The 21,142-nt window shown below is 39.2% G+C and carries 27 protein-coding genes; 21 read left to right on the forward strand and 6 right to left on the reverse strand.

What is annotated here, in order from left to right; all coding sequences use genetic code 11:
• Positions 1 to 112 precede the first annotated feature (112 nt).
• Positions 113 to 319 carry a CDGSH iron-sulfur domain-containing protein gene (locus RCG25_RS08755; protein ID WP_308083289.1) on the reverse strand — a complete coding sequence of 69 codons (207 nt, stop codon included), beginning with the start codon at positions 317 to 319 and terminating at the stop codon, positions 113 to 115.
• Between the two features lie 143 nt (positions 320 to 462).
• Here RCG25_RS08755 and RCG25_RS08760 point away from each other — a divergent pair, with 143 nt between their 5' ends.
• A complete protein-coding gene (locus tag RCG25_RS08760; protein WP_308083290.1) occupies positions 463 to 795 on the forward strand; it encodes an iron-sulfur cluster biosynthesis family protein in 333 nt (110 codons plus the stop codon).
• 146 nt (positions 796 to 941) lie between these two features.
• Here the strand turns inward: RCG25_RS08760 and RCG25_RS08765 are convergent, their stop codons facing one another.
• The 3 genes from RCG25_RS08765 to RCG25_RS08775 form a co-directional block, all read right to left on the reverse strand.
• Positions 942 to 1,865: an alpha/beta hydrolase gene (locus tag RCG25_RS08765; RefSeq protein ID WP_308083291.1), complete on the reverse strand. Its 924-nt coding sequence runs from the start codon at positions 1,863 to 1,865 to the stop codon at positions 942 to 944.
• A gap of 278 nt (positions 1,866 to 2,143) precedes the next feature.
• Positions 2,144 to 2,284 carry a hypothetical protein gene (locus RCG25_RS08770; protein WP_007084956.1) on the reverse strand — a complete coding sequence of 47 codons (141 nt, stop codon included), beginning with the start codon at positions 2,282 to 2,284 and terminating at the stop codon, positions 2,144 to 2,146.
• An 84-nt stretch (positions 2,285 to 2,368) separates the two neighbouring features.
• Entirely contained in the window at positions 2,369 to 3,274 is a 906-nt protein-coding gene (locus tag RCG25_RS08775; protein ID WP_308083293.1) for a hydroxymethylglutaryl-CoA lyase, read from the reverse strand.
• 143 nt (positions 3,275 to 3,417) lie between these two features.
• Here RCG25_RS08775 and RCG25_RS08780 point away from each other — a divergent pair, with 143 nt between their 5' ends.
• The 5 genes from RCG25_RS08780 (at position 3,418) to RCG25_RS08800 (ending at position 6,899) form a co-directional block, all read left to right on the forward strand.
• Complete coding sequence (locus RCG25_RS08780) at positions 3,418 to 4,605, forward strand: acetyl-CoA C-acetyltransferase (RefSeq protein ID WP_308083294.1); 1,188 nt, start codon at positions 3,418 to 3,420, stop codon at positions 4,603 to 4,605.
• Between the two features lie 25 nt (positions 4,606 to 4,630).
• Positions 4,631 to 5,320, forward strand: a complete 690-nt coding sequence (locus RCG25_RS08785) for a CoA transferase subunit A (protein ID WP_308083295.1) — start codon at positions 4,631 to 4,633, stop codon at positions 5,318 to 5,320.
• A 24-nt stretch (positions 5,321 to 5,344) separates the two neighbouring features.
• A complete protein-coding gene (locus RCG25_RS08790) occupies positions 5,345 to 6,013 on the forward strand; it encodes a 3-oxoacid CoA-transferase subunit B (protein WP_308083296.1) in 669 nt (222 codons plus the stop codon).
• 104 nt (positions 6,014 to 6,117) lie between these two features.
• On the forward strand, positions 6,118 to 6,372 hold the full coding sequence (locus RCG25_RS08795) for a YqkE family protein (RefSeq protein WP_308083297.1): 255 nt from the start codon (positions 6,118 to 6,120) through the stop codon (positions 6,370 to 6,372).
• Positions 6,372 to 6,899, forward strand: coding sequence for a GrpB family protein (locus RCG25_RS08800; protein ID WP_308083298.1), 528 nt, complete (start codon positions 6,372 to 6,374; stop codon positions 6,897 to 6,899). Before RCG25_RS08795 ends, RCG25_RS08800 begins: the two co-directional genes overlap by 1 nt.
• 582 nt (positions 6,900 to 7,481) lie before the next feature.
• Here RCG25_RS08800 and RCG25_RS08805 read toward each other — a convergent pair.
• Together RCG25_RS08805 and mciZ are read right to left on the reverse strand one after the other, a co-directional pair.
• Positions 7,482 to 8,393 (reverse strand): aldo/keto reductase, encoded by a 912-nt coding sequence (locus RCG25_RS08805; RefSeq protein ID WP_308083299.1) that lies wholly within the window; start codon positions 8,391 to 8,393, stop codon positions 7,482 to 7,484.
• Positions 8,394 to 8,456: 63 nt separating this feature from the next.
• Entirely contained in the window at positions 8,457 to 8,588 is a 132-nt protein-coding gene (gene mciZ / locus RCG25_RS08810; protein ID WP_308083300.1) for a Z-ring formation inhibitor MciZ, read from the reverse strand.
• Between the two features lie 71 nt (positions 8,589 to 8,659).
• Between mciZ and RCG25_RS08815 the strand changes: the two genes are divergently transcribed.
• The 15 genes from RCG25_RS08815 to RCG25_RS08885 all read left to right on the forward strand — a co-directional run bounded on the left by RCG25_RS08815 (position 8,660) and on the right by RCG25_RS08885 (position 21,102).
• Positions 8,660 to 9,214: an NUDIX hydrolase gene (locus RCG25_RS08815; RefSeq protein WP_308083301.1), complete on the forward strand. Its 555-nt coding sequence runs from the start codon at positions 8,660 to 8,662 to the stop codon at positions 9,212 to 9,214.
• On the forward strand, positions 9,211 to 10,374 hold the full coding sequence (locus RCG25_RS08820) for an endonuclease Q family protein (protein WP_308083302.1): 1,164 nt from the start codon (positions 9,211 to 9,213) through the stop codon (positions 10,372 to 10,374). The genes RCG25_RS08815 and RCG25_RS08820 overlap by 4 nt, the downstream gene beginning before the upstream one ends.
• 124 nt (positions 10,375 to 10,498) lie before the next feature.
• Positions 10,499 to 11,146 carry a stage II sporulation protein M gene (gene spoIIM, locus RCG25_RS08825; RefSeq protein WP_308083303.1) on the forward strand — a complete coding sequence of 216 codons (648 nt, stop codon included), beginning with the start codon at positions 10,499 to 10,501 and terminating at the stop codon, positions 11,144 to 11,146.
• Positions 11,147 to 11,254: 108 nt separating this feature from the next.
• Complete coding sequence (locus RCG25_RS08830; RefSeq protein ID WP_308083304.1) at positions 11,255 to 11,716, forward strand: ferric iron uptake transcriptional regulator; 462 nt, start codon at positions 11,255 to 11,257, stop codon at positions 11,714 to 11,716.
• Positions 11,717 to 12,057: 341 nt separating this feature from the next.
• On the forward strand, positions 12,058 to 12,282 hold the full coding sequence (locus tag RCG25_RS08835; protein WP_308083305.1) for a YqzK family protein: 225 nt from the start codon (positions 12,058 to 12,060) through the stop codon (positions 12,280 to 12,282).
• A gap of 4 nt (positions 12,283 to 12,286) precedes the next feature.
• Positions 12,287 to 13,180, forward strand: coding sequence for a site-specific tyrosine recombinase XerD (gene xerD / locus RCG25_RS08840; protein ID WP_308083306.1), 894 nt, complete (start codon positions 12,287 to 12,289; stop codon positions 13,178 to 13,180).
• A gap of 219 nt (positions 13,181 to 13,399) precedes the next feature.
• Entirely contained in the window at positions 13,400 to 14,584 is a 1,185-nt protein-coding gene (gene deoB / locus RCG25_RS08845) for a phosphopentomutase (protein ID WP_308083307.1), read from the forward strand.
• Positions 14,585 to 14,636: 52 nt separating this feature from the next.
• The gene (locus RCG25_RS08850; protein ID WP_308083308.1) at positions 14,637 to 15,458 is read left to right on the forward strand and encodes a purine-nucleoside phosphorylase; all 822 of its coding nucleotides are present in this window, start codon (positions 14,637 to 14,639) and stop codon (positions 15,456 to 15,458) included.
• 31 nt (positions 15,459 to 15,489) lie between these two features.
• A complete protein-coding gene (locus RCG25_RS08855) occupies positions 15,490 to 16,794 on the forward strand; it encodes a pyrimidine-nucleoside phosphorylase (protein ID WP_308083309.1) in 1,305 nt (434 codons plus the stop codon).
• Positions 16,795 to 17,109: 315 nt separating this feature from the next.
• On the forward strand, positions 17,110 to 18,282 hold the full coding sequence (locus RCG25_RS08860) for a D-alanyl-D-alanine carboxypeptidase family protein (RefSeq protein ID WP_308083310.1): 1,173 nt from the start codon (positions 17,110 to 17,112) through the stop codon (positions 18,280 to 18,282).
• A gap of 130 nt (positions 18,283 to 18,412) precedes the next feature.
• A complete protein-coding gene (gene spoIIAA / locus RCG25_RS08865; protein ID WP_308083311.1) occupies positions 18,413 to 18,763 on the forward strand; it encodes an anti-sigma F factor antagonist in 351 nt (116 codons plus the stop codon).
• A complete protein-coding gene (spoIIAB, locus tag RCG25_RS08870; protein WP_308083312.1) occupies positions 18,764 to 19,204 on the forward strand; it encodes an anti-sigma F factor in 441 nt (146 codons plus the stop codon).
• A gap of 12 nt (positions 19,205 to 19,216) precedes the next feature.
• Positions 19,217 to 19,975, forward strand: a complete 759-nt coding sequence (gene sigF, locus RCG25_RS08875) for an RNA polymerase sporulation sigma factor SigF (protein WP_308083314.1) — start codon at positions 19,217 to 19,219, stop codon at positions 19,973 to 19,975.
• 91 nt (positions 19,976 to 20,066) lie between these two features.
• Positions 20,067 to 20,690, forward strand: coding sequence for a stage V sporulation protein AA (locus RCG25_RS08880; RefSeq protein WP_308083315.1), 624 nt, complete (start codon positions 20,067 to 20,069; stop codon positions 20,688 to 20,690).
• Entirely contained in the window at positions 20,680 to 21,102 is a 423-nt protein-coding gene (locus tag RCG25_RS08885; protein WP_308084134.1) for a stage V sporulation protein AB, read from the forward strand. The genes RCG25_RS08880 and RCG25_RS08885 overlap by 11 nt, the downstream gene beginning before the upstream one ends.
• The last annotated feature ends 40 nt before the right edge of the window (positions 21,103 to 21,142 follow it).

Consider the following 21,142-nt stretch of genomic DNA (forward strand, 5'->3'; position numbering starts at 1 on the left):
CCCAAGTGTGCTCAGGAAAGGGAGAACGGTCGCGTAGGAGCGGTCTACGTTACCCAAGTGGACTCAAGAACTAAGAAAAAGAGCGGCCCAAAGAAAGGCCGCCCATTTTATCCTATTCCTCTTTAAGAACACGAACTTGAGAATCAAATTTCCCTTTATGTGAGCCATCACAGTATGGCTTATTGTTCGATAAACCGCAGCGGCAAAGGGAAAAGGCTGGTTTTGATGGATAGACATTACCTTCGCCATCAAGCAGTTCCACATCACCTGTAATTCGTAATGAACCGTTATCATTTACCTTGATTTGTACTTTTGACAAAGCAAACACCCCTTTTGGAATTTCATATTAACTTTGAGAATAACTGGAATATAAGGAAAATGCAATAAAAGACGAGCAAAAAAATAAAAATCCCTTAAAACCTATGTTACAATCACCCTATGCACAAAAAAGGGGATTTAATCATGCAAATTACTATAACAGCGGCAGCAATAGAAAAAATAAATGAAAGAACAGCAGGCCGCAAAGGGTTTTTAAAATTAAAATACGATACAGATGGCTGTGGGTGCGCGGTAAATGGGGTAATTGCCCTGTGGTTTGTACCGGCATTAGATCAAGATGACTTGGCCATCGAAACAAATGATCGACCGGTATATGTAGAAAAAGCGAAAACCGTTTTTTTAGATGAAGAAATGAAAATCGATTTTTCTCAAACCGCCAATTGTTTTCAACTAAAAAGTCCACAGCAAATCTTAAATGGACACATGAGCCTAATGATTAAAGAAAAAACAGTATAAAGTATAAACTTCGACTTCGAGAATGGTCCAGCTCCAGCGCCTAGCCCCTCGGGTCAAATAACCTTCGGCAATAAAAGTCAAAATGCGGACTTTTCTTGCCGAAGAACATTTGCCTGTCGGGGCTGACCAAGGCGCTTGCGCTTTTCTTAAATAGATGATAAACCTTGATGAACATATGTCTCTAAAAATTCATCGATGACTCGCTCATAATCCGCACGGTTTTCGTTAAAGGACTGGGCATGCCGTCCATTTTCAGCAAGGTATAACATTTTAGGACCCTTTTTTTGCTCAAATAAGTCCTTTGACATGGTAGGGAGTATAAAATCGTCCTTTTGACTGTGAATGAACAGAACAGGGTGTTTAATATTTTCAATAACTGAAATGGGTGATACGTGACGAATAGAATATTTGTCTCGAAAACGCAAAAGGATATCACCAATCGGAAGTAACAGTCCGGGTAGGAGCTTAAAGTCTTTTTTTATGAGATAGGCAAGCTGCTCCTTAAAATCAGAAAATGGGCAATCAGCAATGTAAAAGTCAGCCCCATCCTCAAGGAGCCCCGCATATAACAGCATGGTAGCGGCTCCCATGGATTCCCCGTGAATGCCAAGCTCAAGGTTCGGTCCTTTTTCTTTTTTTAGCCAATCGACAATCGTTTTAAGGTCGAATTTTTCATAGTGACCAAAGCTGGTTGTTTTTCCACCGGATTCTCCGTGTCGGCGATGGTCGTAAATGAAAGCATTAAACCCTCTATCGAGAAAGAGGTTCGCATATTTAATCGAATTCATTTTCGTTTCCGTTACGCCATGAGAAATAATAATATATCGGTTCGTCTTGTGTGGTTCAATAAGAAGACCTTTAATCATGTAACCAAATGGTGAAGGAATATCAACCTCCTGCTTTGGCAAAGACTCGAATTCATCAGGCTTATATCGGCCGGCTTCCTTTTCGCGCCTTAAGATTAATTCTTCATCCTTTTTCTTCATATACATCAGACGGTTGGTAAAGTATAGAGCAAGAGATAACCAGAAAAATAACACAATAAACAAAGTCCGAAATGTCTTCCTCACAATTGGCACCTCCTGAAGTAATTAGTATAAAATATGAAAGTCACGTTTTTAGTGCCCATAAATTAACAGTTTTAATTTTAGCATAAAAAAAGCCGCTCACACCAATAAGCGGCGGCTTCTGATTGAAATAAAATTGATTCTTTGAACTTTGATAACTGTCTAGCTGCAGCGTCTAGCCCCTCGGGGTCAAATAACCTTCGGCAAGAAAAGTCAAAATGCGGACTTTTCTCGCCGAAGAACATTTGCCTGTCGGGGCTGAACAAGACGCTTCGCTTTTCTTATTGCTCAGAATTCTGTCTTTTCGTTGGATGTAGTGCTTTTTCGAGTTCCTCGGCAGCAATCATCCGTTTGCCGCCACCAGCTGTATCTGCATAATTTTTCCCGCTTTGACTGTTACCTTTGTCCCGCTTTTGGCTCATAAAATCTAGCTCCCTTCAAGGTGGTCTCAATTATTAAGATGGATTACCAGAAGACCGATTATTCACGAAAAACGAGATTAGATTTTAGACAGTTTGAGCATGAAGGCGATAATAACTGCTTTCGATGGGTCTTGAAAGATGTGGACGCACGATTTCAATAGCAGCAAGGAGTTTCTCCAAGCTTACACCTGTGTCAATTCCCATCCGTTCAAGCATATACACTACATCCTCCGTGGCTGCGTTTCCTGCAGCACCAGGAGCGAATGGGCAGCCGCCAAGACCGCCAGCCGACGTATCAAACCGGTCAATACCTGCCTGTAGAGAAGCGAAAATATTCGCAAGAGCGAGCTTTCGTGTGTCATGGAAATGGGCGGTTAACATGGTATCTGAAAACTCTTCTTTTAACTGTGAAAATAAGGAGTACGCTTCATTTGGTGCAGCCATGCCAATGGTATCAGCCACACTTAATTCATCCACGCCAGCCTCTACAAACTCAGAACAAAGCTTTACAGTATCTTTTTCATTTATTTTTCCTTCATACGGACAATAGAAGGCGGTCGAAATACAAGCACGGACAAAATAGTTTTTTTCTTTTAGCTCATGGATGATCGGTTTTAGCTCTGCCATACTATCCTGCGTTGTTTTGTTGATGTTTTTTAGATTAAAACTGTTGCTGACACCAACAAATACGGCTACAGCTTTGCAATCAGTAGAATACACCCGATCAATTCCTTTACGGTTTGGAGCAAGGACAAAGTTTCTCGCGTTTCCATCAAGGCAGTCTGCAACAATTTCTGGTGCGTCTCCCATTTGTGGCACCCACTTTGGAGACACAAACGAAGTCAACTCCATTTCCTCTAGTCCAGCATTCCTCAGTCCAAAAATAAATTGTTTTTTGATATCAGTTGGTACAAATAACTTTTCATTCTGCAGTCCATCTCGAGGACCAACCTCGATAATCGTCACTTTTTTAGGTAAACTTAGCATCATTTTCCCTCCAAACAATTCATACTTTCATTGTAGAGGTGGTAAAATCAAAAAATCAAGAATAATAGAAATTTTGACAAAATAAGAGGAATTTCTGTATTTAACTAGAAGTAGTAAAGGTATAAAAGCTAGAGGGGAGAACGGAAATGAGCCAAACCGAAGTAGTAATTGTTAGTGCTGTTCGTACGGCATTAGGAAATTTTAACGGTAGTTTAAAAAATTTATCCGCACCTGAACTTGGAGCAACAGTGATTAAAGGGGCGCTTGAAGCGGCAGGAGTTAAGCCTGAACTAGTGGATGAAGTGATTATGGGTAATGTGCTCCAAGCAGGGCTAGGGCAAAACCCAGCAAGACAGGCGGCTATTCAAGCGGGAATTCCTGAAAGCGTTTCCTCAATGACGATTAATAAGGTTTGTGGTTCGGGGTTAAAGGCAGTTCACTTAGCAACTCAGGCAATTTTGGCGGGAGACGCTGACATTGTGGTTGCAGGCGGAATGGAAAATATGAGCCAGGCACCATACCTATTAAAAAATGCCCGTGATGGCTTTAAAATGGGTGACCAAAAGCTAGTCGACACCTTGACCTCGGATGGTCTTACATGTGTGTTTAATGATTATCACATGGGGATTACAGCTGAGAATTTAGCGAGTAAATATGCCATTACAAGAGAAGAGCAGGATGAATTTTCGGCGTGGAGTCAGGCGAAGGCAGTTGAGGCTATTGAAGCAGGTAAATTTAAAGATGAAATCGTAAAGGTTGTCATTCCGCAACGCAAAGGGGAACCTATTGTTTTTGACACAGATGAATACCCGAAAAAAGGAACAACTGCAGAGAAGTTGGCGGGATTACGTCCTGCTTTTAAAAAGGACGGCAGTGTAACGGCAGGGAATGCTTCTGGAATCAATGATGGAGCAGCAGCTGTTGTAGTAATGAGTAAGAAAAAGGCAGATGAGCTAGGGCTTAAACCTTTAGTAACGATAAAAGCCAACGCAAGTGCAGGGGTAGACCCAAGTATAATGGGAATTGGACCAGTACCAGCAGTGAGAAAGGCTCTTGAAAAAGCTTCCGTTTCAATGGAGGATGTGAACCTAATTGAGGCAAACGAAGCCTTTGCGGCCCAATCGCTGGCTGTAGACCGAGAACTTCATTTTAATAAAGAAATTTTAAACGTGAACGGCGGGGCTATTGCACTTGGACATCCAATTGGGGCAAGCGGCGCGAGAATTCTCGTCACCTTAATTCATGAGATGAAAAGAAGAAATGCGAAAAATGGCTTAGCTACGCTTTGTATTGGCGGGGGTCAAGGGGTAGCAACAATTGTAGAGTTAGCGTAAAACATTTGAGGGAGAGAGAGCAAAGATGAAGAAAATTTGTACATCCTTCCAGGATGCGGTTGCTGATATTCATGATGGAGCTACGTTAATGGTTGGAGGATTTGGCCTGTGTGGTATTCCCGAGAATCTCATTTTAGCCTTAGCTGAAAAAGGAGTGAAGGATTTAACGGTCATTTCTAACAACTGTGGAATTGATGAGTGGGGCTTAGGACTCCTATTAAATAATAGACAAATCAAAAAAATGATTGGCTCCTATGTAGGGGAAAATAAAGAGTTTGAAAGACAAGTATTAACAGGAGAACTTGAGGTAGAACTAACACCACAGGGAACATTAGCTGAAAAAATTCGGGCGGGTGGCGCTGGTATCCCAGCATTCTATACTCCTGCCGGGGTAGGAACACCGATAGCTGATGGGAAAGAAACAAAGGTTTTTAACGGAAGAGAGTACCTTTTAGAAGAAGCACTGACAGCAGATTTTAGCTTGGTTAGGGCATGGAAAGGGGACAAAATGGGAAATCTTGTTTACCACAAGACAGCACGAAACTTTAATCCGATGATCGCTGCAGCGGGTAAAGTGACGATCGCAGAAGTGGAAACCCTTTATGAAATTGGTGAATTGGATGCTAACTTCATCCATACTCCAAGTATATATGTTCAAACGATTATTGAAGGAACTCAAGAAAAGCGAATAGAGAGACTAACCGTTAGAAACTAGAGTTGGTGAAGGGAGAGAACTTGAATGGCGAATGAAAAGGTCTCTGTCAGAGAGAGAATTGCGATTAGGGCAGAGAAAGAAATAGAAAATGGCTTTTATGTAAACCTAGGGATCGGAATGCCTACCCTTGTAGCCAATTATATGACAGCGAATAAACAGGTTGTCCTGCAATCAGAAAATGGACTGCTTGGTATCGGTCCATATCCACATAAAGAAGAGGTGGACCCTGATCTAATTAATGCAGGCAAGGAAACGGTAACGGCAATTGCTGGTGCAGCTTATTTTGACAGTGCTGAATCATTTGCTATGATCCGTGGTGGTCATGTCAATATAGCGATTCTTGGTGGAATGGAAGTATCTGAAACTGGGGACCTGGCAAACTGGATGATACCTGGAAAAATGATTAAAGGTATGGGTGGAGCCATGGACCTTGTTCATGGGGCTCGAAAGATTATCGTCATCATGGAGCATGTAAATAAAAAAGGTGAATCGAAAATTTTAAAACAGTGTACTCTTCCGTTAACGGGAAAAGGGGTAGTCAACCGGATTATTACTGAGCGCGCAGTCATGGATGTAACAGACTCCGGGCTAAGGCTCGTGGAGGTTGCCGAAGGTTTTACTGTCGAGGATGTTGTTAATTCAACAGAAGCCACCTTACATGTGGATGAAAATGTGAAACTAGAAGCTTATTAATAGTGGAAGCAGGTTGTTCAAACGGACAGCCTGCTTTTTTGTAGGGATTTAAAAAGTGATGATATACTATTACTAAATTAAATATTAATTAAGGGGAAGTTAGAATGAAAAAGAAATCAAAGCAAACAAGGCAAGCAGCTCCAAAAAAAGATGATTCAGCCGTAACATTAAAAGATTTAATCAATCCCAATTTAATAAAGCAGTTAAAAGAACAGCAGGATCAGTTAAAGGCAGAGGAAGAAAAAAGAAAAGAGGCGGAAGAACAGCGAAAGCGGGAAGAGCGAAGATTGAAGGAAAAAAACAAATCGTTTGAAGAACTTTTAGATGAGAGCGGGATGAATTGGAAGGAGTTTAAGTAATGGCCGTCCGAAAGGTAGAAGTAGTACCACATACCAGTACTTGGACGGAGTTATTTCAAAAAGAAACACAAAAACTTACTGATATGATGGAGCCCTATGAAATTGTTTTTTATCATATTGGGAGTACTTCGGTTCCAGGGCTAGGTGCGAAACCAATTATTGATTTGTTAGCGGAAGCAGAAGATATTCTTAATTTTGATCGAGTGACACCGAAACTTGAAAAGATGGGGTACGTGGCAAAGGGTGAAAACGGGATAGTCGGGAGGCGTTATTTCTATAAGGAGGATGAAAATAGACAACGGATTTTTCATCTGCATGCCTTTGAAAAAGGGAACTCAGAAATTTTTAGGCATCTTGTTTTCCGTGATTATCTACGGGAACACCCTGAAGAGGCGAAACGTTATGAAAATGTAAAAATGATTGCTGCGAAAAAATTCCCGTATGATATTGATTCGTATATAAACTATAAAGACAGCTTTGTAAAAGAAATTGAAGAAGCAGCATTTAAATGGGCTGACAAAAAATAAAGGGAGAGCAAATTAACGGGTTCCGTTTCCTATCGCAAAACTCAAAATTGAATAGAAAAATGTATAACTTATTGCACCGTATTTTGCGGTGTCTTTTTATTTTTGTCTCTGTTAATTTATTTTGGCAGGTGTTCTCGCTTAATCGGAGGAATTCCGCTTATTTTGAAAAAGTAGTGATTTGAAAGAGAAATAGGCGGAGATTTTCCGCCTAAGTAACCTAAAAAGCCTAAAAATCATGGAAATACAAAGTATAACAGGAAAAAATCCTCCTATTTATAGGGAAATAAGTGAATTTCCTGATTTAGCCGGAATCTTTCCGCCTATTTTTCAATGCCATCAATAGCACAGCTTAAACTGGAGCTATTTGTATGCAAAAATGTAGGGCAATTTGTGGGGGTACACTAACCCCTACATTTTCATATACAGGTTGTACTACAAATTCACTAAAAGTTATAACCCAAATCCCTTCATATCAACCAAAAATGACCTGCGAATTGGGATACAATTTGCAGGTCATTTGCATTACATTTTTAATGTTTGCGGTAGCTAACCGAACCCGTGAAGAGCAAATGCCCTCCCTTTTTACCGGTGCTCACTATAAATACTTGCCTTCGTTAATGCTTTAATTATCCTAACTTCTTCATTTGTCAGCGGTTGGCTTCTAACTGCATTTGCATTTCTCTTAATCTGGTCGGTGCTGCTTGCGCCAGCCACAACAGAAGCAACTGCCGGGTTAGCTAGATTATACTGAAGGGCAACCTCCGTAAATGAACGGGACGAGGCCACTTTCTCCTTCAACACTGGCAAAATGTCCTGTAGTTCTTCAAGAGTATAGTCTAAGTACCCTTTTTCAGAAGCCTTATCAAGCAGCTTATCGCTTAACAGTCCTTTTGCAAGAGGTCCGCGAGTGACAACGCTAATTCCATTCTCATGAAGAAGAGGTAATACTGTTTCTTCCGGTCTGCGGTCAAGTATGCTGTACTGCATCATCACAGACACGATACTAGACTTTTTTACGTATTCCCTTATCACATTCGGTCGAATGGATGATAGGCCATAATAGCGAATGAAACCTTCTGCTTTTAGTTCCTCAAAGGCTTCGATGGTTTCATCAATCGGGTCATCAAGGGTACCGCCATGCAATTGATAGAGATCAATATAATCTGTACCTATACGCTTTAGACTGTTTTTTACTTCTTCCTTAATATATGCCTTAGAAGGATCCCATGACCAGCCAGTGCGCTCCTTGTGCCAACGGTTACCAACCTTCGTCGCAATAATTATTTGTTCGCGGACGTCTTTTAAGGCCTTGCCTACTAGTTGTTCATTATCGCCAAAATCATATAAATCCGCTGTATCAAAATAATTAATGCCTTCTTCAAGTGCCGCTTCAATAATAGATCTTGCAGCCTTCTCCTCCGTGCCAATGGACATACAGCCAAGACCAAGCTCGGTTACAAATAAATCGGATTTTCCTACCTGCCTTTTTTTCAAAAAATCACCCCGTCCTTTTCTATCATTTTAGTAAAGAAAAGGACAGACTACAAACGAGAGGTGTTATTTTTGTGGTACATTTTTAATCCAGTCAGATACGGTAATGTATTCCTTGTTATACTCCTTGAGCTTTTGTACAATCTCCCAGCCTTTGCCAACAAGAATGATTCCCTTTTCATGCACATACACCTTCATTCCATACTCCCCCAATTAAAGTATGGTAAAATGTATGAGCAGAATATAGGAATAGAACAGGAGTGACCTTTATGAGTAATCTCGAAGAAAAAACGCTCCATAGCGAAGAAATCTTTTCAGGAAAAGTAATCAGTCTTCATTTGCAGGATGTGGAGCTTCCGAACGGCAAGCAGAGCAAAAGAGAAATTATTAAACATCCGGGAGCTGTGGCAATACTAGCAATTACGGATGACAAGAAAGTGGTCATGGTTGAGCAATACCGGAAAGCGTTAGAAAGAACCATTGTGGAAATTCCAGCAGGAAAGCTCGAAAAGGGAGAAGAACCCGCGCTTTGTGCTCGTCGAGAATTAGAAGAAGAAACAGGATACGAATGTGAAAGCTTGGAGTTACTCACTTCCTTTTATACTTCGCCAGGATTTGCGGATGAAATTGTTCATGTATATCTTGCAACAGGACTAACCAAAAAGGAAAATTCAGCGGCCCTTGACGAGGATGAATTTGTTAATTTAGAAGAATTGACGCTCGAAGAAGCGCAACAATATGTGCAAGAACAAAAGATTTATGATGCGAAAACAATTTTTGCAGTCCAATACTTACAATTACAAGAGGCGTTGAAAAATAAATGAACCTCTACTATGTAGATTTACATATTCATATCGGCCGAACATGGACGGGGAAGCCTGTTAAAATTACAGGTGCTAAATCGCTTACGTTTACGAATATCATTGAACATGCAAGACATGAAAAAGGGCTAAATATGATTGGAATTATTGATAGTCATTCACCCGAAGTGATTCTTGAAATGGAAAGTCTTATTCAAAGTGGAGATGTGATTGAACATCCGGAAGGCGGTTTAGTGTTTGGGGATTTAACCGTTATTCCTGGTTCAGAATTGGAGATTTATGATGAACAATGTAAAGGCCCCATTCACTTGCTTTGTTATTTTCCAAACCTTACTGTCATGAGGGAGTTCTCTTCATGGCTCTCTGGACACTTGAAAAATATTCAGTTAAGCTCCCAACGAATTTATGTATCAGGTCTTGTTTTGCAAAGGAAGGTAAAAGAGTTAGGTGGAATCTTTATTCCTGCTCATGTTTTTACACCATTCAAGAGTCTATATGGTAAAGGAGTAAGGGAGTCATTAACGGAGGTGTTGGATCCCGAGTTGATCGATGGAATCGAACTTGGATTAAGCTCAGATACCAGCATGGCGGATCAACTAAAGGAATTACACAATTATACCTTTGTAACAAATTCTGATGCCCATTCGCTCGCCAAAATCGCACGTGAATATCAAGTAATCGCGATGGAGGAGCCCACATTCCAAGAGCTGCAAAAAGCATTAAAAGGTATTGACGGTCGGGAAATTGTCGCCAACTATGGGCTAGATCCATTACTTGGAAAATATCATAAAACAGTTTGCGTGGAATGTCTCCATTCTGCCCAAAATGACGAGCAACTTTGTACACATTGTGGGAGTAACAAGTTCATCAAAGGAGTTGCTGATCGGATTCTTGAGCTTAAAACTGCAGAAGGAGGTCCAGTGTGGCGGCCTCCGTATGTCCATCAAGTACCGCTTGAATTTATTCCCGGTCTCGGGCCCCGCTTACTCGAGAAGCTTGTGAATCATTTTGGGAGTGAAATGGCGATTTTGCATGAAGTTCCTTACGAGTCGCTAAAAGAGATTGTCACACCAAAAATCGCCGAACTGATTATGAAAGCTAGAGAAGGAAAGATAAACCTTTCTGCTGGCGGAGGCGGAAAATACGGAAAGATTGCAGATTAACAAGGTGAAACCCGTCAGCTAGAGGAGGCGGGTTTTTACATTAAATCTATTAAAATTTGGTCATATAAATACTAGACTGGCATAGAATGTATTAATCGATTCAAGTATAGTAGGAGGAACGCAGATGAAAAAACGATTGTACCAGTCCGATGCCGCTAGTTATTTCCGTGAGCACTCCTCAATTTTTTTATTTATTGTTATTTTGTTTCTAATGGGAGTTATCTTTGGAGCAATTGTCGTAAATAGCATGAGTATTACACAAAAGGAAGATTTATTCTATTATTTATCACAATTTTTTGGACAAGTCTCTGATGGAAAAGTATCAGAAGACAATGATTTATTTTTACAAAGCTTCTTTCATAACAGTAAGTTTATAGGGCTTATGTGGATATTAGGAATCTCAATTATTGGTTTACCGGTCATTCTCATTCTCTTATTTATTAAGGGGATGGTTGTTGGGTTTACGGTTGGTTTTCTAGTTAGTCAAATGGGGTGGAATGGGTTTATGTTAGCCTTTGTTTCTATCTTGCCGCAGAATTTGATTATCATTCCAGTGTTTATCATGATGGCCGCTTTATCAGTGATTTTCTCACTTAGAATGATAAAAAAACAATTTATGAAAAAATATGCCCAGCCTATTATGCCGTTTTTTAAAAGATACATTATTGCTTTGATTGCAGCGGTCATCTTTATTTCTGCTGCTTCAGGAATTGAAGCTTTTTTATCTCCCTGGCTAATGAAAACTGTGGTTAGTTCGGGAATTTTAAAATAATAACTAATTAATAATTATTATAAACTGTTGTTTATAATAATTTTATTTTGACTCTCTTTTCTCATCTGTTATAATGAGAATTAACAGTGGCGAGGGAGGGCATTCAGGATGGAAACTAGAATTGAGAGAATAAAGAAACAGTTGCATTCAGCGAGTTATAAATTAACACCTCAGCGTGAGTCAACCGTTCGAGTTTTGCTAGAAAATGAAGAGGATCATTTAAGTGCAGAAGATGTGTACCTCCTCGTAAAAGAAAAATCGCCTGAAATTGGTTTAGCAACTGTTTACCGAACACTCGAATTGCTAACAGAACTAAAAATTGTTGATAAAATTAACTTTGGTGACGGTGTTTCCCGCTATGATCTTCGTCAGGAAGGTGCGGCACATTTTCACCATCATCTTGTTTGTATTGAATGTGGAGCTGTTGATGAAATTCAGGAAGATTTATTAGAAGATGTGGAAGAGGTTGTAGAACGCAGATGGAATTTTAAAATTAAAGACCATCGACTGACCTTCCATGGAATCTGTTACCGTTGCCAAGATAAAGAAAAAGAAGAAAAAACTGAATAACATAAAAAAGTCCTTTTTTACTGAAAGGGACTTTTTCTTTTTGGCTGTGTTAAAGAACATTGCTGATTTTTACACTCTGTTGATTGGAGCGGAAGGCGCGAAGACTCCTGTGGGAGTACGGTTCAGGGGAGACCCCGCAGGCGTGAGCGCCGAGGAGGCTCGCCGAAACGCCCACGAACCGCTCGCGCCTGGAGCGGAAATCAACAGGAAAGTTTAACATTGCCTTCTTTTAATAGAAGACTAAAAAGAGGAAATAATTCCCCCTATTAATAGAGACTAGGTATAAAACTTGTACATTCTGGCATAGCTTTTACTAGTAATCATTAATTGGGGGAAGATAGATGTCTTTTATTAAAGTAGCACTACAAACAATAAAGGTTTTTATCCTTTTCACTGGGTGCACGATTCTCTTTTATTATGGTATCATGTGGGTATCTGAAGAATATCAAAATTATCATCGCTATGATGAACCGGAAGGATCTGCACTGAAAGTGTCCAATGCAGTAGAAGAAGAAAGTTCTTCCTTGTTAGATCGGCTGATGTTGTTTTATTTAAATGGGGAGTAATGTGATGGAAGATCAATTAAAGGACTTTATGCATTTTTTAATAGTGGAAAAAGGGCTGGCTAAGAATACGATTGTGTCTTATGAGCGGGATTTAAAAAGCTATCTTCATTATTTAAAAAATGTTGAATCCATCCTATCATTAAATGATGTGCAACGAATTCATATTGTACATTTTTTAGGATTTTTAAAGGAACAAGGGAAGTCCTCTAAGACTTTGGCAAGGCATATCGCCTCGGTTCGAGCCTTTCATCAATTTTTATTACGTGATAAGGCAACAGATCAGGATCCATCTGTTTTAATCGAAACACCCAGGTTAGAGAAATCTTTGCCAAAGGTATTGAGTTTGCAGGAAGTAGAAGTTCTTTTAGAAACACCGAAGCAGAAAGACCACTATGGAATCAGGGACAAAGCGATGCTTGAGCTTTTATACGCAACAGGGATACGTGTTAGTGAGTTAATTAGTTTAGATATTGAAAATGTCCACTTAACCATGGGATTTGTCCGTTGTATTGGTAAAGGAAATAAGGAACGTATCATACCTATAGGGCGTACAGCTTCTGATTCCATTAAGCTATATTTAGATACGGGGAGACCACAGTTTGTTTCAAAAAAACACCGGGAGCAGGCTTTGTTTTTAAATCATCAGGGAAAGCGGTTAACGAGACAAGGTTTTTGGAAAATATTAAAAAAGTTAACAAAAGAGGCTGGCATAGAAAAGGAACTGACTCCGCACACACTCAGACATTCTTTTGCTACCCATCTCTTGGAAAATGGGGCAGATTTAAGAGCAGTCCAAGAAATGTTGGGGCATGCAGATATTTCCACGACCCAAATTTATACCCATGTAACAAAAACAAGACTGAAGGATGTATATAGTAAATTTCATCCTAGGGCTTAAGAGATTAATAGTATGTAAGTCACAAAAGTGTCAAAAAGCTACCGAAATTTTCGGTAGCTTTTTCTTGTAATTTCCTAAACATCTAGTAAAATAGAGATGTCAGACTTCTGACAAATAGAATATTATTAGGTTTCATAATCCTAATTTAAAGAGGGAAACATAGTATTGTGATTTTACTATTTGCAAACGGTTTCTATAGATAAAAGGAGGAAGAATCATATGGCTGCAAATACATATAAACGAATTTTTATTGTTGTTATGGATTCAGTAGGTATTGGTGAAGCACCCGATGCTGAACGCTTTGGAGATAAAGGCTCAGATACGCTGGGACATATTGCTGAGAGAATGAATGGACTGGACATGCCCTACATGGGTAGGTTAGGTTTAAGTAATATCCGTAAACTGAAAGGTATAGAGAAAGCTGAAAAGCCATTAGCATTCTACACTAAAATGATGGAAGCTTCTAATGGAAAAGATACCATGACTGGACACTGGGAAATCATGGGGTTAAATATTCAAACACCTTTCCGTGTGTTCCCTGAAGGATTTCCGGATGAACTTGTTTCCGAATTGGAAAAACGCACGGGTAGAAAAATTATCGGGAATAAACCGGCAAGTGGAACAGAAATTCTAGATGAACTCGGTGAAGAACATATGAAAACAGGCGCTTTAATCGTCTATACTTCTGCCGATTCAGTACTACAAATTGCGGCTCATGAGGATATTATTCCAATTGAAGAACAATATAAAATTTGTAAAATCGCTCGTGAATTGACACTTGATGAGAAATATATGGTTGGTCGTGTCATTGCCCGTCCGTTCTTAGGGGAACCAGGAAACTTTAAACGTACAGCAAACCGTCATGATTATGCTTTAAAACCATTTGACCGGACTGTAATGAGTGAATTGAAAGATGCGGGTCTAGATGTTATTGCAATCGGAAAAATTTCCGACATTTATGACGGAGAAGGAGTGACAAAGTCACTTAGAACGGTCTCTAATATGGACGGTATGGATAAGCTGGTTGAAACCCTTGATATGGACTTTACAGGTATCAGCTTTTTAAACCTTGTAGACTTTGATGCATTATATGGTCACCGCCGTGATCCTGAGGGCTATGGAAAAGCATTGGAGGAATATGATGCACGTTTGCCTGAAGTTTTTGCAAAAATGAAAGAAGACGATTTACTTATGATAACAGCCGACCATGGAAATGATCCTGTTGCCCCAGGTACAGACCATACGCGTGAATATGTTCCACTTCTTGTCTATTCAAAGAATATGACTGAGGGGAAAGAAATTCCATTGAGAGAAACCTTTGCTGATCTGGGAGCAACTGTTGCTGAAAACTTCAGTGTAAAGATGCCTAAGTATGGAAAAAGCTTTTTAAATGAATTGAAATAATGGGTTGTATAAAAAAATGGCTATATTGAATAGCTTAAAAAGGAGTAAGAGGATGAACTTCGAAACAATCAATAATGCGGCTTCTTTTTTGAAGGGAAAATATGCAAATACACCGAAAATTGGATTAATCCTAGGTTCTGGTCTTGGTGTATTAGCAGATGAAATTGAGAACCCAGTTAAAATTCCTTACAATGAAATACCCGATTTTCCAATTTCTACAGTTGAAGGACATGCTGGACAACTTGTATTTGGTTTATTAAGTGGAGTAGAAGTTGTAGCTATGCAGGGCCGTTTCCATTTCTATGAAGGATATAGTATGGATAAAGTGACATTCCCTGTTCGCGTAATGAAAGAATTAGGCGTTGAAATGCTAATTGTGACAAATGCAGCAGGTGGTGTAAATGAAAGTTTCTCTGCAGGAGATTTAATGATTATTACTGATCACATTAATAATATGGGGACAAACCCATTAATTGGACCAAATGATTCAAAGCTTGGTGTACGATTCCCAGATATGTCGGAAGCTTATTCAAAAGAATTGCGTGCTGCAGCGAAAGAAATCGCTAGCCGTTTAAATATTAAGGTTCAAGAAGGGGTTTATCTTGGAAATCCAGGACCTGTTTATGAAACACCTGCAGAAATTCGTATGGCACGAGTAATGGGCGGAGATGCAGTCGGAATGTCCACAGTTCCTGAGGTAATCGTAGCGCGTCATAGCGGGATGAAGGTTCTTGGTATTTCATGTATATCTAATATGGCTGCAGGAATTCTTGATCAGCCGCTAACACATGATGAAGTAATTGAAACAACAGAAAGAGTGAAAGCTGATTTCCTACGCTATTTAAAAGAAATAGTAAAAAGTATGGCTAAATAAAAATTGATACTATAAAGAAGTGGTGATAAACATGAGAATGGTTGACTTAATAGAGAAGAAAAGAGACGGTCAGGAATTATCAACAGAGGAAATTAAGTTTATTATTAACGGATATACAGACGGTTCAATTCCTGATTATCAAGTAAGTGCTTTAACGATGGCTATTTACTTTAAAGGAATGACTGAAAAAGAAAGAGCCGATTTAACAATGGCAATGGTTGAGTCAGGTGATCAGATTGACTTGTCACAAATTGAGGGAATTAAAGTTGATAAACATTCCACGGGAGGCGTGGGTGATACAACTACTCTAGTTCTTGGACCACTTGTTGCTGCACTAGGTGTACCAGTTGCTAAAATGTCTGGTCGTGGATTGGGTCACACGGGTGGAACAATTGATAAATTAGAAGCAGTTGAAGGCTTCCATGTAGAAATTGAAAATCAAGAATTTATTGATCTTGTAAATGAAAACAAGATTGCGGTTATTGGCCAAAGTGGTAACTTAACACCTGCAGATAAAAAGTTATATGCCCTTAGAGATGTAACGGCAACTGTTGATAGCATTCCGCTTATTGCAAGTTCAATTATGAGTAAAAAAATTGCTGCTGGTGCGGATGCGATTGTACTTGATGTTAAAACAGGTGCCGGTGCGTTTATGAAAACACTTGATGATTCAAGAGAATTAGCTAAAGCAATGGTCCGCATTGGAAACAATGTTGGAAGAAGAACAATGGCAGTAATTTCTGACATGAGTCAGCCGCTTGGATATGCAATCGGGAATGCTTTAGAAGTAAAAGAAGCAATTGATACTTTAAAAGGGGAAGGGCCAGAAGACTTAACAGAGCTTTGCCTAACACTTGGCAGTCATATGGTTTATTTAGCTGAAAAGGCAAGTTCATTAGAAGAGGCACGTACCCTTCTAGAGAACGTCATCAAGGATGGTTCTGCTCTTGATAAATTAAAAGTGTTCTTAAGTTCACAAGGTGGAGATGCTTCCATTGTTGATGACCCATCTAAGATGCCACAGGCTAAGTATGTTATTGAATTAGAAGCAAAAGAAGATGGGTATGTTTCAGAGATTGTTGCCGATGAGGTTGGAACGGCTGCAATGTTACTTGGAGCAGGAAGAGCAACGAAGGAATCTGTTATCGACCTTGCTGTTGGACTTGTTTTACGAAAGAAAATTGGGGATCAAGTGAAAAAAGGTGAATCGTTGGTAACTATCTACAGTAATTTTGAAGATGTAAACGAAGTAAAAGAAAAACTTTATGAGAACATCAAAGTTTCATCTTCAAAGGTAGAAGCACCAATTCTAGTACATGAAGAAATCACTCAATAATTGATTAATATAAATAGGCTGTTATAAAGAACAATGTTGATTTTTATAACCTGTTGATTGGAGCGGAAGGTGAGAAGACTCCTGTGGGAGTACGGTTCAGGGGAGACCCCGCAGGCGCAAGCGCCGAGGAGGCTCGCCGAAACGCCCACGGAAAGCGAAGCACCTGGAGCGGAAATCAACAGACATGTTTAACAGTAAGCAAAGGCTGACTCATTTGAGTCAGCCTTTATTTTTTTATTCAAGTAGAGCCAAAAATTGTATAAAGTAATTTATTTTGGAAAAAATGGAGGCTATAAAGAATGGAGGGTTATGCGAATGAAACGATTTGTCTCTTTGTTAGTGACATCTTTATTACTTACGAGTTTGTGGGGGCCATCTGCTTTTGCTGCTGAAGAAAAGAAAAGTGCTGATATTGTCAGTAATGTTAAATCTGCTATATTAATTGAACGAGATACAGGTGCGGTCCTATATGAGAAAAATAGTAAGGATGAACTGCCACCTGCAAGTATGACTAAAGTTATGACTATGCTCTTAATTATGGAGGCAATTGATAAGGGCAAACTGACATGGAATGAAAAAATTCGTGCAAGCGAATACGCCGCTTCAATGGGAGGTTCGCAGATTTTCCTAGAACCTGGCGAAGAAATGACCACTAAGGAAATGTTAAGAGGTATAGCAATCGGGTCAGGTAATGATGCATCGGTTGCTATGGCTGAGAGGATCGCAGGTTCTGAAGAAGCATTTGTCGATATGATGAATGATAAGGCAAAAGAACTTGGATTAAAGCATACTTTCTTTAAAAATACAACGGGGCTTCCTGTGAGTGGACATTACAGTACAGCTGCTGATATGGCAATCATGGCAAAGGAATTGCTGAAATATGAAGATATAACCAAGTTTACAGGAATGTATGAAGCATATTTACGTGAGAACACGGATAAGAAATTTTGGCTTGTGAATACAAATAAATTAGTTCGTTTTTACCCAGGTGTAGATGGCTTAAAGACAGGATTTACGGCTGAAGCAAAGTATTGTTTAACCGCAACCGCACAAAAGGATGGTATGCGTGTAATTGCTGTTGTTTTTGGTGCTCCTACATCAAAGGAAAGAAATGCACAGGTAACTAAAATGCTAGATTATGCCTTTAGTCAATATAAAACACATCCAATGTTTAAACGTAATCAAATTATTGGTGAAGCAAAAATAAGTAAAGGGAAAGACAAGACGGTTGAAGCAGTTACTAGTGAACCACTTTCCTTACTGACAAAAAAAGGTGAAAAGACTGAAAATGTCAAACAAACAGTTGTGATGGCAAAAAATCTTAAAGCTCCAATTGCCAAAGGGGATCAAGTAGGTACTATCAAATTGATGAAAGATGGAAAGGTTATTCTTGAAAGTCCTATAGTGGCAAAGAAGGCTGTTAAGGAAGCCGGATGGTGGACACTTTATAAACGTTCCTTTGGAATGTTCACTAAAGCGGGTAAATAGAACCTGCTGTCGAAACAACCTATTATATAACTACTTTTAGCGAAATACGACTAGTTTTGTAATTGAAGAAGGATATTACCTTCAAAAAAGCGAATTGACTCACTATACCAGATGAAGGAGGACGGGGATAGTGAGTCTTAACATTAATATGGAAACAAAACATGACGTATTATGCATTCGCTTAAGTGGTGAGCTCGATCACCATACAGCAGATGACTTACGCGAACAAGCGACAGTGGTTATTGAAAAGAATGAAATTCGTCATATTGTCTTAAATTTAGAACACCTCTCTTTTATGGATAGCTCTGGATTAGGGGTTATTCTAGGAAGATACAAACAAATTAAACAGGTGCACGGTGAAATGGTCGTTTGTGCAATTTCCCCTGCAATACAAAGATTATTCGATATGTCTGGTTTATTTAAAATTATCAAAATGGAACCGACTGAGGAATTTGCATTGCAAAGATTGGGGGTGGCCTGAGTGAAGAATGAGATGAATCTTCAATTCAGTGCTTTAAGTCAAAATGAATCGTTTGCCCGTGTAACTGTTGCCGCGTTTATTGCACAGCTAGATCCGACAATGGATGAATTAACTGAAATAAAAACAGTTGTTTCTGAAGCCGTGACAAATGCGATTATCCATGGATATGAAAATGATCCGAATGGAACCGTAGTGATTCAAGTAATTATCGAAAATAGCTTGATTGATATGACCATAAAAGATAGTGGATTAGGTATTGTTGATGTGGAAGAAGCTCGTCAGCCATTATTTACAACAAAGCCGGACTTAGAACGCTCCGGTATGGGTTTTACCATCATGGAGAATTTCATGGATGAGGTAGAGGTTCATTCACAGCCAGGTCGAGGAACCGAGGTTAGATTACGAAAGCATTTACAATCCCGCAAAATGCTTTGCAATTAAGGAGACTTGCCGATGGATGTGGAGGTCAAGAACGATAAAAGTCAAACGTATTTAAAGGATCACGAAGTGAAAGAGCTCATTAAAAAGAGCCATGATGGGGACCAAGAGGCAAGGGATCTAATAGTTGAAAAAAACATGCGTCTTGTCTGGTCAGTAGTCCAGAGGTTTCTTAATAGGGGATACGACCCTGATGACCTGTTTCAGATTGGCTGTATCGGTTTATTAAAATCAGTCGATAAGTTTGACCTTTCCTACGATGTTAAGTTTTCCACATATGCTGTACCAATGATAATTGGTGAAATCCAACGATTTATTCGCGATGATGGAACAGTTAAGGTCAGCCGGTCGCTGAAGGAAATGGGAAATAAAATCCGTAAAGCCAAGGATGAATTATCTAAAATACTTGGAAGGATTCCAACGGTTAATGAAATTTCAGCCCATTTGGAGCTTTCGCCGGAGGATGTCATCCTTGCTCAAGAGGCAAGCAGGACTCCTTCATCCATTCATGAAACAGTGTATGAAAATGATGGTGACCCAATTACATTACTTGACCAAATTGATGATGGTAATGAAGGGAAATGGTTTGATAAAATAGCCTTAAAAGAAGCCATTCGCGAATTGGATGAGCGTGAAAGACTTATTGTATATTTAAGATACTATAAAGATCAAACGCAGTCGGAAGTGGCACTGAGACTTGGTATATCACAGGTTCAGGTATCAAGACTTGAGAAAAAGATATTACAACAAATGAAAGACCGTATGGATCTATGATCCTACGGTCTTTTTATTTTTCCTACATGAAATGCTTGTTTCTTAACCATACTACACATACGAGGAAATAATTGTGTGGGAAGTGAATGTTTTGGATAAAACAATCTACATCCGCATGCGGAATCGTGTACAAGCCCAGCCTGATGGAAAAATATTATTAAAAGATGTAGCCCAAATAATCGCACCAGAAACCTTACTTCCGGCTCTAAAATCTATGATGATCTATCAACTTACAGAAATGGACCGTAATATTGTTGTGATTGATGTAATGAAAGTGATTGATTTAATTACAAATAAGTTTGGATCCCTGGAGGTCCAAACAATTGGGCCAGCTCAAACCATCATAGAAGTAATGGTAAAGAAAAAGGGATTAAACATTCCATTCTTTCTTTTAATCTGGTTTCTCTTATTTTTTGGTTCAGCAATGGCAATCATGAATTTTCATGATGATGTTAGTATGAGAAGTGTACAAGAAAAGCTATATACCATTATTACAGGCAAAAAGGAAGCAAAACCATTATTATTTCAAATACCTTATTCCATTGGTTTAGGTCTTGGAATGATTCTTTTTTTTAATCATGTATTTAAGAAACGAATAAATGAGGAGCCCAGTCCTCTTGAAGTAGAAATGTTTAATTATCAAATGGATTTAGATAACTACGTGATTATTCATGAAAATAAAGAAAGTATGAAGCATCTCCATGATAACGATTAAAATTCTTGCAGTATGTTTTTTAGGAATAGCAAGTGGATTAGCAGTAGGATCAGGATTTGTTGCTTTCCTTACCGTATTAGGAGTCATTCCAAGGCTAACGCAGCTTACCAAAACGATGAAAATGATCCAACAATATGAATGGGCGGTAGTTATCGGTGCACTTACTGGAGTAATAGCCAGTCTCAGAGATCCAGTATTACATATTTGGCCTTATACACTAATCCTCTTAGGGGTATACGGTGGAGTGTTTGTTGGCATGTTAGCCGCTGCACTTACAGAAGTGTTAAATGTCTTTCCAATCCTTGTAAAAAGAATTCGAATGGATGGGGAATTAGTCATTTTAATTATGGCGATTGTACTGGGGAAAATTTTCGGGTCACTCTTTCAATGGCTTTATTTTGTACATCATTAATGATAATAAACAGTCAAGCATGAAGCCTAGCAGGTTGTAT

The sequence above is a fragment of the Neobacillus sp. PS2-9 genome, assembly GCF_030915525.1.
Taxonomy (GTDB): domain Bacteria; phylum Bacillota; class Bacilli; order Bacillales; family Cytobacillaceae; genus Neobacillus.

Excerpts from the sequence above, each read along its gene's own strand:
- RCG25_RS08830 (WP_308083304.1), top strand. The coding sequence starts at position 11,255 with ATGGAAACTAGAATTGAGAGAATAAAGAAACAGTTGCATTCAGCGAGT.
- RCG25_RS08820 (WP_308083302.1), top strand. The coding sequence starts at position 9,211 with ATGAACCTCTACTATGTAGATTTACATATTCATATCGGCCGAACATGG.
- RCG25_RS08780 (WP_308083294.1), top strand. The coding sequence starts at position 3,418 with ATGAGCCAAACCGAAGTAGTAATTGTTAGTGCTGTTCGTACGGCATTA.
- RCG25_RS08790 (WP_308083296.1), top strand. The coding sequence starts at position 5,345 with ATGGCGAATGAAAAGGTCTCTGTCAGAGAGAGAATTGCGATTAGGGCA.
- spoIIM (WP_308083303.1), top strand. The coding sequence starts at position 10,499 with ATGAAAAAACGATTGTACCAGTCCGATGCCGCTAGTTATTTCCGTGAG.
- RCG25_RS08800 (WP_308083298.1), top strand. The coding sequence starts at position 6,372 with ATGGCCGTCCGAAAGGTAGAAGTAGTACCACATACCAGTACTTGGACG.
- RCG25_RS08815 (WP_308083301.1), top strand. The coding sequence starts at position 8,660 with ATGAGTAATCTCGAAGAAAAAACGCTCCATAGCGAAGAAATCTTTTCA.
- sigF (WP_308083314.1), top strand. The coding sequence starts at position 19,217 with ATGGATGTGGAGGTCAAGAACGATAAAAGTCAAACGTATTTAAAGGAT.
- RCG25_RS08835 (WP_308083305.1), top strand. The coding sequence starts at position 12,058 with ATGTCTTTTATTAAAGTAGCACTACAAACAATAAAGGTTTTTATCCTT.
- RCG25_RS08795 (WP_308083297.1), top strand. The coding sequence starts at position 6,118 with ATGAAAAAGAAATCAAAGCAAACAAGGCAAGCAGCTCCAAAAAAAGAT.
- RCG25_RS08770 (WP_007084956.1), bottom strand. The coding sequence starts at position 2,284 with ATGAGCCAAAAGCGGGACAAAGGTAACAGTCAAAGCGGGAAAAATTAT.
- RCG25_RS08775 (WP_308083293.1), bottom strand. The coding sequence starts at position 3,274 with ATGATGCTAAGTTTACCTAAAAAAGTGACGATTATCGAGGTTGGTCCT.
- RCG25_RS08855 (WP_308083309.1), top strand. The coding sequence starts at position 15,490 with ATGAGAATGGTTGACTTAATAGAGAAGAAAAGAGACGGTCAGGAATTA.
- xerD (WP_308083306.1), top strand. The coding sequence starts at position 12,287 with ATGGAAGATCAATTAAAGGACTTTATGCATTTTTTAATAGTGGAAAAA.
- RCG25_RS08760 (WP_308083290.1), top strand. The coding sequence starts at position 463 with ATGCAAATTACTATAACAGCGGCAGCAATAGAAAAAATAAATGAAAGA.
- deoB (WP_308083307.1), top strand. The coding sequence starts at position 13,400 with ATGGCTGCAAATACATATAAACGAATTTTTATTGTTGTTATGGATTCA.
- RCG25_RS08860 (WP_308083310.1), top strand. The coding sequence starts at position 17,110 with ATGAAACGATTTGTCTCTTTGTTAGTGACATCTTTATTACTTACGAGT.
- mciZ (WP_308083300.1), bottom strand. The coding sequence starts at position 8,588 with ATGAAGGTGTATGTGCATGAAAAGGGAATCATTCTTGTTGGCAAAGGC.
- RCG25_RS08785 (WP_308083295.1), top strand. The coding sequence starts at position 4,631 with ATGAAGAAAATTTGTACATCCTTCCAGGATGCGGTTGCTGATATTCAT.
- RCG25_RS08850 (WP_308083308.1), top strand. The coding sequence starts at position 14,637 with ATGAACTTCGAAACAATCAATAATGCGGCTTCTTTTTTGAAGGGAAAA.